This is a genomic window from Streptomyces sp. NBC_01267, from assembly GCF_036241575.1.
Lineage (GTDB): Bacteria > Actinomycetota > Actinomycetes > Streptomycetales > Streptomycetaceae > Streptomyces.
The window spans coordinates 2,987,221-3,002,357 of the sequence record NZ_CP108455.1; the positions used below are offsets into that span (position 1 = coordinate 2,987,221).

Below are 15,137 nucleotides of genomic sequence, written 5' to 3' on the forward strand. Positions count from 1 at the left end.
GCCCCATGGCCTCGTACCGCCCGACCTCTCACCACAGCCCCATGACAAATTATTCAGCCACCAAGAACTCTGCATGACCATATGCAGCCCGGCAAGGGATGACCGATGATCGAATTCGACTCCGTGCACAAACGCTTCCCGAACGGCACCACCGCGGTCCACGACCTCAGCCTGGACATGCCGGAGGGGCAGATCACCGTCCTCGTCGGCTCGTCCGGCTGCGGGAAGACGACCACGCTCCGCATGATCAACCGCATGGTCGAGCAGACCTCGGGGACCATCCGTCTCGCGGGCAAGGACATCCGCGAGGCGGACGCCGCCGACCTGCGGCGCGGCATCGGTTACGTCATCCAGCAGTCCGGGCTCTTCCCGCACCGGACGATCCTCGACAACGTGGCGACGGTCCCGCTCCTCCTCGGCTGGGGCCGGAAGAAGGCCCGTGCCCGCGCCGCCGAGCTGCTGGAGACCGTCGGACTGAACGCCGACACCGCGAAGCGCTACCCGCACCAGCTCTCCGGCGGCCAGCAGCAGCGGGTCGGCGTGGCCCGCGCGCTCGCCGCCGACCCGCCGGTCCTGCTCATGGACGAGCCGTTCGGCGCGGTGGACCCGGTGGTCCGCACCCAGCTCCAGGACGAGCTGCTCAGGCTCCAGCAGGACATCGACAAGACGATCGTCTTCGTCACCCACGACATAGACGAGGCCGTGCGGCTCGGCGACCGAATAGCCGTCTTCCGTACCGGCGGCCATCTCGTCCAGTGCGCGGAGCCCGCCGAACTCCTCGCCCGTCCCGCCGACGCCTTCGTCGCGGACTTCCTGGGCGCCGAGCGCGGGCTGAAGCTCCTCTCGCTGTCCACGCTCGCGGGCGTACCGCAGACCGCGGCCCCCACCGTCCGGGCCGGCGAGAAGCTCTCCGCCGCCAAGGGCGCGGCCCGCTGGCAGCTGGTCGTCTCGGCCGACGGCAAGCCGCTCGGCTGGCTCGACGCCGAGGCCGAAAAGGCGTCCGGCCCCACGAACGACACCGCGGGCGACGCCCGGCTGCTGCCCGTACGGGCCCTGCGCGACACCGACTCGCTGCTCTCCGCGCTCAACGAATCGGTCGCCTCCCCGGCCGGTCTCGTCGCCCGCGTCGACGCGGCAGGCGTCCTGACCGGCGTCACCGCGCGCGACGACATCCACGACCGCGCGGGCGAGGCCCACGCGGCAGCGGGCACGGGCAGCGCCGCATGACCATCGACTGGGGCTGGTTCCCCGACCACACCGGTGAGATGACCCATCTCACCGCGGACCATCTCTCCACCGCGGTACCCGCGGTCCTCCTCGGCCTGCTGATCGCGCTCCCCCTGGCGGTCCTCGCCCACCGGGTACGGCCGCTGCGCGGCTTCGCCCTCGGTCTCTCCAACATCCTCTACACGATCCCGTCCCTCGCCTTCTTCGTCCTGCTGCTCCCGATCACCGGGCTGACCCGGACGACCGCGATCACCGGGCTGACCGCGTACACCCTGGTCGTGCTCGTACGGAACACCGTCGAGGGCCTGGACGCGGTGCCCGCCAGGGTGCGCGAGGCGTCGACCGCCATGGGCACCAGGCCGCTGCGCACCCTGCTCACCGTCGAGCTGCCGCTCGCACTCCCGGTGATCATGGCCGGGGTCCGGGTCTCCACCGTGATGTCGATCTCCCTGGTGAGCGTGGCCAGTTACATCGGGTACGGCGGCCTCGGCCAGCTCTTCACCGACGGCTTCCAGCGCAACTACCCCACCCCGGTCGTCGCCGGGGTGGTCCTGACCCTGCTGCTCGCCCTGGTGGCGGACGCGCTGCTGGTCACCGTCCAGTGGCTGTGCACGCCGTGGACCCACGAGCGAGGTGCCTGAGCCGTGATCGAACTCCTCAAGAACCTCGCCACCTGGCTGACCAGCTCCGCCCAGTGGTCCGGCCCGGAAGGCATCGCCCACCGGCTCGTCGAACACCTCCAGTACTCGCTGCTGGCCACCGTCGTCGCCGCCGTGATCGCGCTGCCCATCGGCATGCTGATCGGCCACACCGGACGCGGCGCGTTCCTCGCGGTCAACCTGGCCTCCTTCGGCCGCGCGCTGCCGACCGTCGGCCTGGTCACCCTGGTCTTCCTCGCGGGCGGCCTCTCCATCTGGCCGGTGTACATCTCGCTGGTGGCGCTCGCCGTGCCGGTGATCATCACCAATACGTACGCGGGCATGGCCGCCGTCGACCCCGAGGTCAAGGACGCGGCGAAGGGCGTCGGCCTGCGCGGGCACCAGGTCCTCTGGCAGGTCGAACTCCCCCTGGCGCTCCCCCTGATCATGACCGGCATCCGGCTGGCGACCGTCCAGGTCGTCGCCACCGCCACCATCGCCGCCTACGTCAGCTTCGGCGGCCTGGGCCGCTACGTGTTCGACGGCCTGGCCCAGCGCGATCTGGTGCAGGTACTCGGCGGCGCGGTGCTCGTCGCCGTCCTCGCCGTCCTCGCCGACCTGGCCCTGGGCGGGGTGCAGCGGCTGCTGCTGCGCGGCCGGCCCACCACCGCCCGCTGACTGCCCGCTGAACTTCTGGAGACCCGAGATGAACCGACGTACCGCACTCACCGCCCTGCTGGCCGGTGCCTCCGCACCGCTGCTCGCCGCCTGCTCGTCCGGCATCACGTCCCTGAACGGGGACGGATCCGGCGGCGACACCGGCAGCAGCTCGGGCGGCCTGGTCATCGGCACCGCCAACTTCACCGAGAACCAGATACTCGGCTACCTCTACGCGGGGGTGCTCAAGGCCGCGGGCATCAAGACCACGGTCAAGCCCAACCTCGGCTCGCGGGAGATCATCGTGCCCGCGCTGAAGGGCGGCGACATCGACCTGCTCCCCGAGTACCAGGGCAGCCTGCTGCTCTACCTGGATCCGAAGGCCACCGAGACGGAGGCGGGCGCCATGCAGAACGCGCTCGCCGCGGTGCTCCCGGCGAGCCTGGAGGTGCTGCCGTACGCGGCGGCCGAGGACCGCGACAGCTTCGCGGTCACCCGCGAGACCGCCGACAGGTACGGCCTGAAGACCCTCGCCGACCTGAAGAAGGCCAACGGGAAACTGGTCTTCGGGGCCGCCGCCGAGATGAAGAAGCGGGTCGTCGGAGTCGTCGGTCTGAAGGACCAGTACGGCGTGGAGTTCAAGGAGTTCAAGGCCCTCGACTCGTCGGGGCCGCTGGTGAAGGGCGCGCTGAAGAAGGGCGACGTGGACGTGGCGAACGTCTTCACGACGGACGTGGACGTGGCGGCGAACAAGTGGGTCGTCCTGGAGGACCCGAAGAACCTGGTGCCCGCGCAGCACATCGTCCCGCTGGTCGCCGCCCGCAAGGCGGACGCCAAGGTCCGCAAGGCGCTGGCGGAGCTGGGCAACGCGCTCACCACGGCGGAACTGACCCGGCTGAACCGGCTGGTGGACAAGGACAAGCAGGACCCGGACCGGGTGGCCGACGCGTGGCTCAAGCGGCAGAAGCTGACGGCGTAGGCCGTGTCCGGTGGGTCTTCGCCGGGCTCGGATGACGGCGCGGGCCGTGTCCGGCCGGTCTTCGCCGGGCTTGGGTGACGGCGTAGGCCATGTCCGGGGGGGGGCTTCGCCGGGCTCGGATGACGGCCGCGAGCGCAGGGGCGCGACGGGGGCGATTTCCCACCTGGTCCCCGAACCCGTACTGTCGGGGTTACCGACGCGGGGTGGAGCAGCTCGGTAGCTCGCTGGGCTCATAACCCAGAGGTCGCAGGTTCAAATCCTGTCCCCGCTACTGAAGACCGCAGGCCCGGTGCGCAAGCACCGGGCCTGCGGTGTTTTCCGTTCCCGGCGGGGCAGAGACCGGCCGGACTTTCCTTACCGGCCCGACTTCCCGACCGGCCGGACTTCCTGCCCGGCCCAGGCCTGCCCGGCCCAGGTCTACCCGGCCCGGGTCGCGGACCCCCGCTCCACCAGCCGCGGCGCGCACAGCACCCGCTTCCGCCGTACCCGGCGCCCCTCGATCGCCGCCACCGCGAGCCGCGCCGCCTGCGTGGCGATCTCCGCGAGCCCCCAGTCCAGCGTGGTCAGCGCGGGTGTCAGCACCCGCGACACCGGATGGTCGTCGAAGCCGACCACCGAGAGATCGCGCCCGATCACCCGCCCGGCCTCCGCCGCCGCCGCGTACACCCCGTACGCGATCGAGTCCGAGAAGCAGAAGACCGCCGTCGAACGCCCCCCGAGAACCCCTCGGGCGACCCCGGTGGCCTCGCCCAACTCCTGCGCGCAGGGCACGACTTCGACCTCCAGGCCGAGCCGGTCCGCCGCCTCCCGCACATACACGTCCGCGGGCCGGTCGGGCGTACTGGGCCCGGTGGGCGTCAGCACCGTCACGCACCGGTGCCCGAGCCCCGCCAGGTACCCGAGCACCGCATCGATACCGGCCCGGTTGTCGAAGAGCACCTCGCCCGCGGTGCTCGCCTGCTGGAGCGAGTCCCCGATCGAGACCACCGGCACCGCGTCGGCGATCTTCGCCCAGCCCCCGGCCGACGGGTCGACGGGCGACACCAGCAGGCCGTCCACCCGCTGGTCACGCAGCTGTTTGGCGAGGACGAGCTCCCGGTCCGGGTCGCCGCCCGCGTCGAGGATCAGCGCGTACCGGTCCCCCGCGAGCAGTTCCCGTCCTATGGCCGCCATCAACTGCTGCTGCCAGAGGTCCTGGAGGTCACCGGCGAGGACGCCGACCATGCTCGTACGGCCGCTGGCGAGGGCACGGGCGATGGGATCGGCCTCGTAACCCAGCTCGGCGGCGGCTCTGCGGACGCGTTCCTCGGTCTCCTTGGAGACCTGTTTGCCGCGCAGGGCGTACGAGACGGCGGCAGTGGAGAGTCCGGTGGCCTCGGCCACCTCGCGGAGGGTGGTGCGCTTGCTGGGCCTGGCCATGCCCGGAAGCCTACCGGCCGCTCTTGACACCCCGCCTCGTTAACCGCTTCACTTAAGCGCATCACTGAACCGCTTAACACGAGAGTGACCCTTGCTTGTAGACGTCCACCAACATCTCTGGCCCCCGGCCTTCACGGAGCTGCTGCGCGCCCGCCGGACAGGTCCGCACCTCGACGGATGGACGCTCCACCTGCCGGGCGAACCGCCGTACCAGGTCGACCCCGCCGACCACGACCTCGCCGCCCGCACCGCGCTCGCCCGCTCCGACGGCCTCGGGCTGGCACTCGTCTCGCTCTCCAGCCCCCTCGGTATCGAATATCTGCCACCCGCCGAGTCGGCCCCGCTCCTCGCCGCCTTCCACGAGGGCGCCCTGGCGCTGCCCGCCCCCTTCGGTGTCTGGGCCTCGGCCGGTCTCGTCGCCCCCGACCCGGACTCGCTCGCCGACACCCTCGACCGGGGCTGCGCGGGCCTCCAACTCCCGGCCACCGCGCTGCTGGACGAGGCGGGCTGGGCCCACTGCGCCCCGCTGATCGACACCCTCACCCGCGCGGACAAGCCGCTCTTCGTCCACCCGGGCGCGGCCCCGGCCGGCGACCCCGGCGCGCCGCCGTGGTGGCCCGCTCTGGTGCCGTACCTCCAGCAGATGCACGCCGCGTGGTTCGCCTTCCGTGCGTTCGGCCGCCCGCGCCATCCCGGGCTGCGCATCTGCTTCGCCGCCCTGGCGGGCCTCGCCCCGCTGCACGGCGAGCGCCTCGCGGCGCGCGGCGGCGGACGCGGCCCGGTGGACTTCGACGCCTTCTACGAGACCTCCTCGTACGGCACCCGGGCCGTGGACGCGCTGGTCCGGGCCGTCGGCATCGATGTGGTCGTCTCCGGCAGCGACCGCCCGTACGCCGTCCCCGTCCACCCCGACCTCGGGGCCGACGCCGCCGTCCACGCCCTGCGTGCCACCAACCCCGCCCGCCTCCTGAACGGAGCACGCCCATGACGTACGACGCCGCGCTGCCCGACCGCAATCTCGACAAGCGTGAACTCCGGGCCCTGGTCGACGACTTGGCGGCCAGGCCGGAGCTGTGGCGCTCGGAGGTCGCGTTCTCCGACACCGACCGCCACTACGCCTCGCTGCACCGCGACGAGTACGTGGACATCTGGCTGCTCTGCTGGACCCGGCAGAACGACACCGGCTGGCACGACCACGACATCTCGTCCGGCGCGGTCCGGGTGGTCCAGGGCGCGCTGACCGAGTCCAACCCCCGCATCGGCGGCCACCACCTGGCCACGGCGGTCGGCGCGGACACCTCGTTCTGCTTCGGCCCGGACCACATCCACCGCCTCACCGGGGCCACGGACGACGCGGTCTCGATCCACGCGTACTCGCCGCCGCTCTGGCGGCTCGGCCAGTACGACATCAGCGATGACGGCCTGATGCGACGCCATTCCGTCTCATATGCGGACGAACTCCGACCGATGGACTCTCCCGCAGCCTGAGAATCCGCTGATTATCGAGTCGATCGACCGCCACCTATTGACCTTCCATTCATCACCGCACACTCTGCATAGATCAATACATGAGGGTGCGGGGGGACGAGAGAGGAGGCCGTCGGATGGCAGGCCTGGTGGAACAGCGGTCGATCGATGTCGTCCCGGACGAGGAGCGTCACGGCAGCGCCTTCTCCCAGTTCACGCTCTGGGTCGGCGCCAATCTCCACATCACCGCGGTCGTCACGGGCGCGCTCGCCGTGGTCTTCGGCGGCGGCGCGCTCTGGTCGATCGTCGGCCTGCTGCTCGGCAATCTGCTGGGCGGCGCGGTGATGGCGCTGCACTCGGCGCAGGGACCGCGGCTCGGTCTGCCCCAGATGATCTCGTCCCGCGCCCAGTTCGGGGTCAGGGGAGCGGTGGTCCCGCTCCTCCTCGTCATCCTGATGTACGTCGGGTTCTTCGCCAGCGGCACGGTCCTGGCGGGCGAGGCGGTGGGCAAGCTGACCCACCTCGGCGACACCACCGGCATCATCGTCTTCGGCGCGATCACCGCCGTGATGGCCGTCATCGGCTACCGGATCATCCACACGCTGGGCCGGGTGGCGAGCATCGTGTGCGCGGTGGCCTTCGTCTACCTGGGCATCCGGCTGCTGGACCGCATCGACCTCTCCACGGTCCTGCACGACCACAGCTTCTCCGTCCCGCTGTTCCTCCTCGCGATCTCGCTCTCGGCCTCCTGGCAGCTGGCCTTCGGCCCGTACGTCGCGGACTACTCGCGCTACCTGCCGCGCACGACGAGCGGACGTGCCACGTTCTGGTGGACCCTCGGCGGCACCGCGCTGGGCTCCCAGTGGTCGATGACGTTCGGCGTCCTCGTCGCGGCCACGGCGGGCGACGCGTTCCTCGACGACCAGGTCGGTTACGTGGTCGGCCTCGGCGGCACCGGCCTGATGGCCTCGGTCCTCTACTTCGTCATCGCCCTGGGCAAACTCACCATCAATGTGCTCAACACCTACGGCGGCTTCATGTCGATGGTGACGAGCATCAGCGGATTCCGCGGCCAGAAGACCCTCTCCCCGCGCGGACGCACGCTCTACATCCTGCTCATCATGCTCGCCGGTACGGCGGTGGCGCTCGCGGGCAAGGACAGCTTCCTGAACTCCTTCAAGGACTTCCTGCTGTTCCTGCTGGCCTTCTTCACCCCGTGGTCGGCGATCAACCTGGTCGACTACTACCTGATCTCCCGCGAGCGCTACGACATCCCCGCCCTGTCCGACCCGAACGGCCGCTACGGCGCCTGGCGCTGGGACGCGCTCCTGGTCTACGGCATCGGGCTGCTGGCCCAATTCCCCTTCCTGGCCACGTCCTTCTACACGGGCCCGCTGGTGGACCCGCTGGGCGGCGCGGACATCTCCTGGATCGTGGGGCTGGTGGTCCCGGCGGCGCTGTACTGGCTGCTGGCCCGCCGGGACACGTCACACATCCCGGAAGCGACGATCGTCACGGCGGCGGGCCAGGTGCCGGGCCAGGTGCCGGGCCGGCGGAACGAGCCGGACCGGAGGCAGCCCCGAATCGGATTGGGGGGTTAGCCCCACTGCTCCGGGGCCCCCGGATTCGTACCGTGTACGACATGGAAGCCAGCGACGCAGAGCTGAAGAAGGAACTCGACGCCGCCCTGCACGCCCGCAGGGAGCTGGGCGAGGAGTACGACTCCGCCCTGGTCGAGTCGTTCCTGGAGAAGGTGGAGCAGCGGCTCGACAGCACGGTGGACCGGCGGGTCCGGCGGCAGTTCGCCGAGCAGCAGGTGGCGGTGGCCCGGGGCAGCCGTCCGGCGCAGTCGGAGAGCGGATTCGGTGAGCGGTTCGGATTCGGGATCGTCACGATGATCCTGGCCGTCCCGCTGTCGGCGATCGGCGTGGTGAACGCACATCTGCCGGGCCTCATCGCCACCTGGGTCGGCATCGTCGGCGTCAACATGGTGCACGCGGCGCGGGACGGGGGGCTGTTCGGGTTCCACCGGGTGAAGTCGTCGTCCTCGTCCTCTTCCTCCGACTGGGACAGCTGAACGCCGAAGAGGTGACCGCGGGGACCGCCGCACCCCCGGCGGTGCACGCAGCGCGGGACGGGGGCTGCTCAGGCCCCACCCGGCGAAGCCACCGACATCCGCCCCCTCTTCCCACTCCGACCGGGACAGCTGAACACCGAAGAGGTGACCGCGGGGACCGCCGCACCTCCGGCGGTGCACGCAGCGCGGGACGGGGGCTGCTCAGGCCCCACCCGGCGAAGCCACCGACATCCGCCCCCTCTTCCCACTCCGACTGGGACAGCTGAACGCCGGAGAGGTGACCGCGGGGACCGCCGCACCTCCGGCGGGCCGGAGGGCGGGACGACGACGGTCCCCGCGAGGGACGCGGTCCCGGGTCAGGGCCGGGGTACCGCGTCCGTGGCGTCCTGGAGGCCGGGAGCCGCTCCGGAGGTCCTTGACGCCGTTCGTGGTGCCGGAAGGTTTCCCTTCCGGCACTCACCAATGTGCCCCAGTGGTGTTAAGCCCGTGCTGCGCGGACGTGACACGCACGTACCGAATTGGCACGGCCCGAACCGGCACGGCCCGGATCAGGACGGCCCGGATCAGGGACGCTCCACGTTCAGCGTGCGCCGGTCACGCCTCGACCTTGGCGAGGAACGCCAGCAGGTCCTGCCGCGTCACGACCCCCTTCGGCTTCCCCTCCACCAGCACGATCGCCGCGTCCGCCTTGCCCAGCACGGCCATCAGATCGCCGACCGGCTCGCCCGAACCGACCAGCGGCAGCGGCGCCGACATGTGCTTCTCCAGGGCGTCGCCCAGCGAGGCCCGCTGGGTGAACAGCGCGTCGAGCAGCTCGCGCTCCACCACCGAGCCGATGACCTCGGCCGCCATCACGTCCGGATGTCCGGCCCCCGGCTTGACGATCGGCATCTGCGAGACGCCGTACTCCCGCAGCACCTCGATCGCCTCGCCCACCGTCTCCTCCGGGTGCATGTGCACCAGGCTGGGGATGCCGTGCGACTTGTACTCGAGTACGTCGGCGACGCACGGTTCGTCGCCCGGCTGCTCCAGGAACCCGTAGTCGTTCATCCATTCGTCGTTGAAGATCTTCGAGAGGTATCCGCGTCCGCTGTCCGGCAGCAGGACCACGACGATGTCGTCGGGGCCCAGGTCCTCCGCCACCTTCAGCGCCGCCACGACCGCCATCCCGCAGGAGCCGCCGACCAGCAGGCCCTCCTCCTTGGCGAGCCGGCGCGTCATCCGGAAGGAGTCCTTGTCGGACACGGCGACGATGCCGTCCGTGACGGTCCTGTCGTACGCGGTCGGCCAGAAGTCCTCACCGACGCCCTCGACGAGGTACGGCCGCCCGGAACCCCCGGAGTACACCGAGCCCTCGGGGTCCGCGCCGATGACCCGGACCCGGCCGTCCGAGACGTCCTTCAGATAGCGCCCGGTGCCGGTGATCGTGCCGCCGGTGCCGACACCCGCGACGAAGTGGGTGATCTTCCCCTCCGTCTGCTCCCACAGTTCGGGACCGGTGGTCTCGTAGTGCGAGCGCGGGTTGTTGGGGTTGCTGTACTGATCGGGCTTCCAGGCGCCCGGCGTCTCCCTGACCAGGCGGTCGGAGACGTTGTAGTACGAGTCGGGGTGGTCCGGGTCGACCGCCGTCGGGCAGACGACGACGTCGGCGCCGTACGCCCGCAGCACATTGATCTTGTCCGTGGACACCTTGTCCGGGCAGACGAAGATGCACTTGTAGCCCTTCTGCTGGGCCACGATCGCAAGGCCGACACCGGTGTTCCCGGAGGTCGGTTCGACGATCGTGCCGCCGGGCTGCAGCTCACCGCTCTGCTCCGCCGCCTCGATCATGCGTACGGCGATGCGGTCCTTCACGGAGCCGCCCGGGTTGAAGTATTCGACCTTGGCCAGGACGGTCGCCCTGATACCGGCGGTCACATGGTTGAGCCTCACCAGCGGGGTGTTGCCTACGAGGCTGATCATCGAGTCGTGGAAGTGCACCATGGCGGTCAGCGTATTGGAGAAGATTGAGCGGCACCGGTCTCCGGGCAGTTACGACTTGGTCGGCCGGACACCGCCCGGCAGGTGTCCGGCCATGAGGAGGTGGCAGTGTCGAGGGCGAGGGTGGCACGCCGGATCGCCGCGGGCGCGGCGTACGGCGGAGGAAGCATCGGCCTGGTCGGAGCGGCTGCGGTGGGTGTGGTGCTCGCGGAGGTCCAGCTGGCGAAGCGGTCGGTGGGCGGTGGGCGGGCCCCGGACGCGCCGAGCGCGGACGGGCGGTACGGATTGGCGTTCGCCGGGCGCACCGAACGCCTGGAGCCGCTGCGGCTCGCGATGCTCGGCGACTCGACGGCGGCGGGGCAGGGCGTACGACGGGCGGGCCAGACCCCGGCCGCGCTGCTGGCCTCCGGGCTCGCGGCGGTGGCCGAGCGGCCGGTGGACCTGCGGAACGTGGCGCTGCCCGGCGCGATGTCGGACGACCTGGACCGCCAGGTGACGCTGGTGCTCACGGATCCCGCCGGTACGCCGGAGGTCTGCGTGATCATGATCGGCGCGAACGACGTGACGCACCGGATGCCGGCCACCCGGTCCGTGCGGCACCTGGCCACGGCGGTACGGCGGCTGCGCACGGCAGGGGCGGAGGTCATCGTCGGGACCTGCCCCGACCTGGGCACGGTGGAGCCGGTCTACCAGCCGCTGCGCTGGCTGGCCCGCCGCGTCTCGCGGCAGCTGGCGGCGGCCCAGACGATCGGCGTGGTCGAACAGGGCGGGCGGACCGTGTCGCTGGGCGAGATGCTGGGCCCCGAGTTCGCGGCGAACCCGCGCGAGCTGTTCGGCCCGGACAACTACCACCCGTCGGCGGAGGGGTACGCGACGGCCGCGATGGCGGTCCTGCCCACCCTCTGCGCGGCCCTGGGCCTGTGGCCGGAGGCCGACCGGCTGGACGCGACCCGCGACGAGGACATGCTCCCGGTGGCGAAGGCCGCATCGGCGGCGGCGTCGGAGGCGGGTACCGAGGTCACCGGGGCGCGGGCCCCGTGGGCGCTGCTGAAGCACCGCAGGCGGAGGCGGCTGCCGGAGACACCGGAGGCGTCGGAACCGGCCGACACTGCGCCGCACGGGTGAGATCCGGGACCGCCCCGGCGCGTCCTGAGCGGTCGCTTAGAAAAGAGTCCCGCATCACATGCCCGGTCCGGTGACCTTCACGGTACGTCCGGGTAACTTCCAATCAGCCGTGCCTTCCTGCGCCGCCCGCACGCAACCCGACCACCACCCCCAGCACCCCGTCACCCGACCACCGCACCCTCTGGAGCCGTGATGCCCGAAGCCGTGATCGTGTCAACCGCCCGCTCCCCCATCGGCCGCGCCTTCAAGGGCTCGCTGAAGGACCTGCGCGCCGACGACCTCACCGCCACCATCATCCAGGCCGCCCTCGCCAAGGTCCCCGAGCTGGATCCCACGGACATCGACGACCTGATGCTCGGCTGCGGGCTGCCCGGCGGCGAGCAGGGCAACAACATGGGCCGCATCGTCGCCGTACAGATGGGGATGGACCACCTTCCCGGCTGCACGGTCACCCGCTACTGCTCCTCCTCGCTCCAGACCTCCCGGATGGCGATGCACGCCATCAAGGCGGGCGAGGGCGACGTCTTCATCTCCGCCGGTGTCGAGATGGTGTCCCGCTTCGTGAAGGGCAATTCGGACAGCCTCCCGGACACGCACAACCCGCTCTTCGCGGACGCGGAGGCGCGCACCGCGGCGGTGGCGGAGAGCGAGGGCGCCTCCTGGCACGACCCGCGCGAGGACGGCCTGGTGCCCGACGCGTACATCGCGATGGGGCAGACCGCCGAGAACCTGGCCGGGCTCAAGGGCATCAGCCGCCAGGAGATGGACGAGTTCGGCGTACGGTCCCAGAACCTCGCCGAGGAAGCCATCAAGAACGGCTTCTGGGCGCGGGAGATCACCCCGGTCACGCTCCCCGACGGCACGGTCGTCTCGAAGGACGACGGCCCGCGCGCCGGAGTCACCCTCGAAGGCGTGCAGGGCCTGAAGCCGGTCTTCCGGCCCGACGGCCGGGTCACCGCGGGCAACTGCTGCCCGCTGAACGACGGCGCCGCCGCACTCGTCATCATGAGCGACACCAAGGCGCGCGAGCTGGGGCTGACCCCGCTGGCCCGGATCGTCTCGACCGGGGTCACCGGCCTGTCCCCCGAGATCATGGGATACGGCCCGGTGGAGGCGTCGAAGCAGGCGCTGAAGCGGGCCGGTCTGACCATCGGCGACATCGACCTGGCCGAACTGAACGAGGCGTTCGCCGCTCAAGTCATCCCGTCCTACCAGGACTTGGGCCTCGACCTGGACAAGGTGAACGTCAACGGCGGCGCCATCGCCGTCGGTCACCCCTTCGGCATGACCGGCGCGCGGATCACCGGCACACTGATCAACAGCCTCCAGTTCCACGACAAGCAGTTCGGTCTGGAGACGATGTGCGTCGGCGGCGGCCAGGGCATGGCCATGGTCATCGAGCGCCTCAGCTGACCTGAATCAGCTTGTTCGGCCTGAAGTACTCCGCTACCCAGAGGCACGGCTGATGCCGCCCCTGTCACAACCGTGCCTCAGGTAAGCCTCTCGCCACCCAGCTGTGACCGAATCTCCCCCAGGATGTGACCTACGTCCCGGGGGAGAGTTGTTTCCGCAGGTCACAGCAGTATCGGGACAGAACATAGGGCACAAAGACCTGTCCAATTCATGACGTAATGCACTGCCGGTGGGAGCACTCTCACGACAAGCTGATGTAGGAAGTCGGGGAACGATTGAATCCGGGAGTAAGTCAGTGAGCACTTTGTCGATTGCCCTGCTGCTGACGACGGCCGCCGCCACGGCCGTCGGCGCTGCGTCCCTCTATGCCGCGCACGGCCTGCGCGGTCAGATCGCCGCCCTGCGCGACGACCTGGCTGCCACGTCCCGCGGCACCCGGGGCGCCACCGTACCGGCCGCCCGTGAGACTCCGGTCGCGGAGATACGCGCGGCCGTCGCCGAGGCGCTGGCCGAGGAACGCGAACGCGAACTGGCCGAGGCGCGCGCCTTCTGGGCGGCGCAGGAGTCCCGTGACGCCGCGGACACCCCTTCCCTGCTGGGCGGTCTGGCCGGACTCGGCGAGGACGCCGCGTTCTTCCTGCCGCGCCAGGCCGACTTCACCGGCTTCGAATCCGGCCTCGAATCCGGTCCGGACGGTGGCCTGGACAGCGCCCTGAACGACGCCCTTCTGGGGCGCGGCTTCGAATCGCCCTTCGCGCCGGAGCTCGAACCGGCCGTCGACGCGGGCATCGAGGCGGACGACGAGCCGGGCGTCGACGAGTACGCCAACGACAGTGCCGAGCTGGCCGCCGCCCGCCGCAGGCACCCCTCGCACCCCGACTTCGTACCGGTCCGGACACCGGTGGTGACCGACCACGAGCGCATGGTGACCCGCCTGGAAGAGCTGGCCGAGACCCGCACCGCGCTCTCCGACGTACGCCCCGGCCCGCTCGGCACGCTCGATGTGTACGTCTTCGCCGACGGCACCACGCTCTGCATGACCCCGGGCCACCGCGAGACCGCCGAACGGCTCGCCGAGGCGCTGCGCGCGGGCGACACCCCGGTCCTGCTGGGCGGTTCCGGCATCTCCGGTGCGTACGCGCTGACCTTCACCTGCGGCGAGGAGAACGTCTACATCCTCGCCGACCGCGTCATCGCGTCCCTGTAGTCCCGCAGCGCCCTCAGCGCCCGCAGTCCCCGCAGCACCCGCACCCGACGGCCCTCCGCGGACCCGACCCGCCCCTCACAGACCCGAACCGGCCTCGGCCGCTTCCACCAACTTCACGGCCTCGTCCAGCTCCACGGACGAGGCCGTTCGCAGCTCCAGGGCCAAGTCGTTCCCCGCTACGGCGAGTTGGTCGGCCACGGCGAATATCCCGGCGTCCGGCATGACCCGCACGGCAGCGCCCGCCCCTTGCCGACGCTGCACCTCCAAGCGCTGTGCGCGGGACGAGAGTTCCCTGGCCAGCGCGAGCCCGTCGGCGGCGGCGCCCCGCTGAAGACGGCTCTGCGGGGCGGCGCGCAGCCGGTCGGCGAAGCGTTCCACTGCGGCGGTGAGGGGGGTCGTATCAAGCACGCCGCGACCTTACGCGCCCGTCCAGGACTGTTGCCAACGGGCCGACGCTCAGGCACGGTGCAGTGAAGGACCAGCACGAGGGCCCGTCCCGCTACCACCGGGCTCTCCACGGCCGACTCAGCGCAACGCCTCCGGAGGCGCCGATGTCCCAAGTCTTCTCCGAAGAGACCCATCGCAATCTGCTCTCCCGCATCCCCCAGTGCACGGGCCGCGAAGTGTCCGACTGGCTCCGTGCCGTCGACGAAGGCCCCACCCTCGTCCGTTTCGACGAGAAGGTCAGCTGGCTCAGGACCGAGCACCACCTGGCCTACGGCCACGCCAAGGCGATCATCCACGAGTACGACCTGCGGCGAGCCGCCCGACGGCTGCGCTGAGGCGTACGGTCCCCCTCCCCCCGTCTTCGCCCCGTCGGCTCCGGCCTGCGGGGCGAAGTGCTGTCGTGCCGCGCGCCTTGACCGTGAGCACGCCGGGACGTGCCGGGCAGCCGTGCCACGGACGCACCGAGCGCCCACGACGCCCGACGGGCCAAGTGCCGCCGCC

Annotated in this window: 15 protein-coding genes and 1 tRNA gene; 13 read left to right on the top strand and 3 right to left on the bottom strand. The window is 71.0% G+C overall.

Annotation, left to right across the window (positions count from 1 at the left end):
• The first annotated feature begins 105 nt into the window (after window positions 1-105).
• The 5 genes from OG709_RS13595 to OG709_RS13615 all read left to right on the top strand — a co-directional run bounded on the left by OG709_RS13595 (window position 106) and on the right by OG709_RS13615 (window position 3,772).
• A complete protein-coding gene (locus OG709_RS13595) occupies window positions 106-1,227 on the top strand; it encodes an ABC transporter ATP-binding protein (protein WP_266642800.1) in 1,122 nt (373 codons plus the stop codon).
• Window positions 1,224-1,868: an ABC transporter permease gene (locus OG709_RS13600; RefSeq protein ID WP_329166257.1), complete on the top strand. Its 645-nt coding sequence runs from the start codon at window positions 1,224-1,226 to the stop codon at window positions 1,866-1,868. Before OG709_RS13595 ends, OG709_RS13600 begins: the two co-directional genes overlap by 4 nt.
• Before the next feature lie 3 nt (window positions 1,869-1,871).
• Window positions 1,872-2,543 (top strand): ABC transporter permease, encoded by a 672-nt coding sequence (locus OG709_RS13605; RefSeq protein WP_250302141.1) that lies wholly within the window; start codon window positions 1,872-1,874, stop codon window positions 2,541-2,543.
• 28 nt (window positions 2,544-2,571) lie between these two features.
• Entirely contained in the window at window positions 2,572-3,501 is a 930-nt protein-coding gene (locus tag OG709_RS13610) for an ABC transporter substrate-binding protein (RefSeq protein ID WP_250302140.1), read from the top strand.
• 197 nt (window positions 3,502-3,698) lie between these two features.
• A tRNA-Met gene (locus OG709_RS13615) sits at window positions 3,699-3,772 on the top strand.
• A gap of 146 nt (window positions 3,773-3,918) precedes the next feature.
• Here the strand turns inward: OG709_RS13615 and OG709_RS13620 are convergent.
• Window positions 3,919-4,920 carry a LacI family DNA-binding transcriptional regulator gene (locus OG709_RS13620; protein WP_250302139.1) on the bottom strand — a complete coding sequence of 334 codons (1,002 nt, stop codon included), beginning with the start codon at window positions 4,918-4,920 and terminating at the stop codon, window positions 3,919-3,921.
• 91 nt (window positions 4,921-5,011) lie between these two features.
• Here OG709_RS13620 and OG709_RS13625 point away from each other — a divergent pair, with 91 nt between their 5' ends.
• From OG709_RS13625 to OG709_RS13640, 4 genes are all read left to right on the top strand, one after another.
• Window positions 5,012-5,908, top strand: a complete 897-nt coding sequence (locus OG709_RS13625; protein ID WP_250302138.1) for an amidohydrolase — start codon at window positions 5,012-5,014, stop codon at window positions 5,906-5,908.
• A complete protein-coding gene (locus tag OG709_RS13630; protein WP_250302137.1) occupies window positions 5,905-6,408 on the top strand; it encodes a cysteine dioxygenase in 504 nt (167 codons plus the stop codon). The genes OG709_RS13625 and OG709_RS13630 overlap by 4 nt, the downstream gene beginning before the upstream one ends.
• A 116-nt stretch (window positions 6,409-6,524) precedes the next feature.
• Entirely contained in the window at window positions 6,525-7,988 is a 1,464-nt protein-coding gene (locus OG709_RS13635) for a purine-cytosine permease family protein (RefSeq protein WP_329166265.1), read from the top strand.
• Window positions 7,989-8,029: 41 nt separating this feature from the next.
• Entirely contained in the window at window positions 8,030-8,464 is a 435-nt protein-coding gene (locus OG709_RS13640; RefSeq protein ID WP_250302135.1) for a hypothetical protein, read from the top strand.
• 594 nt (window positions 8,465-9,058) lie between these two features.
• Here the strand turns inward: OG709_RS13640 and OG709_RS13645 are convergent.
• Window positions 9,059-10,444: a cystathionine beta-synthase gene (locus tag OG709_RS13645; RefSeq protein WP_250302211.1), complete on the bottom strand. Its 1,386-nt coding sequence runs from the start codon at window positions 10,442-10,444 to the stop codon at window positions 9,059-9,061.
• 123 nt (window positions 10,445-10,567) lie between these two features.
• Between OG709_RS13645 and OG709_RS13650 the strand changes: the two genes are divergently transcribed.
• The 3 genes from OG709_RS13650 (at window position 10,568) to OG709_RS13660 (ending at window position 14,189) form a co-directional block, all read left to right on the top strand.
• Window positions 10,568-11,569, top strand: a complete 1,002-nt coding sequence (locus tag OG709_RS13650; RefSeq protein WP_250302210.1) for an SGNH/GDSL hydrolase family protein — start codon at window positions 10,568-10,570, stop codon at window positions 11,567-11,569.
• A 192-nt stretch (window positions 11,570-11,761) separates the two neighbouring features.
• Window positions 11,762-12,982 (top strand): acetyl-CoA C-acetyltransferase, encoded by a 1,221-nt coding sequence (locus tag OG709_RS13655; protein WP_250302134.1) that lies wholly within the window; start codon window positions 11,762-11,764, stop codon window positions 12,980-12,982.
• Between the two features lie 295 nt (window positions 12,983-13,277).
• Window positions 13,278-14,189 carry a hypothetical protein gene (locus tag OG709_RS13660; protein WP_250302133.1) on the top strand — a complete coding sequence of 304 codons (912 nt, stop codon included), beginning with the start codon at window positions 13,278-13,280 and terminating at the stop codon, window positions 14,187-14,189.
• A 75-nt stretch (window positions 14,190-14,264) separates the two neighbouring features.
• Here OG709_RS13660 and OG709_RS13665 read toward each other — a convergent pair whose 3' ends face one another.
• Window positions 14,265-14,597: a hypothetical protein gene (locus OG709_RS13665; RefSeq protein ID WP_329166269.1), complete on the bottom strand. Its 333-nt coding sequence runs from the start codon at window positions 14,595-14,597 to the stop codon at window positions 14,265-14,267.
• A gap of 143 nt (window positions 14,598-14,740) precedes the next feature.
• Between OG709_RS13665 and OG709_RS13670 the strand changes: the two genes are divergently transcribed.
• Entirely contained in the window at window positions 14,741-14,971 is a 231-nt protein-coding gene (locus OG709_RS13670) for a DUF4287 domain-containing protein (protein ID WP_250302131.1), read from the top strand.
• Window positions 14,972-15,137 lie beyond the last annotated feature (166 nt).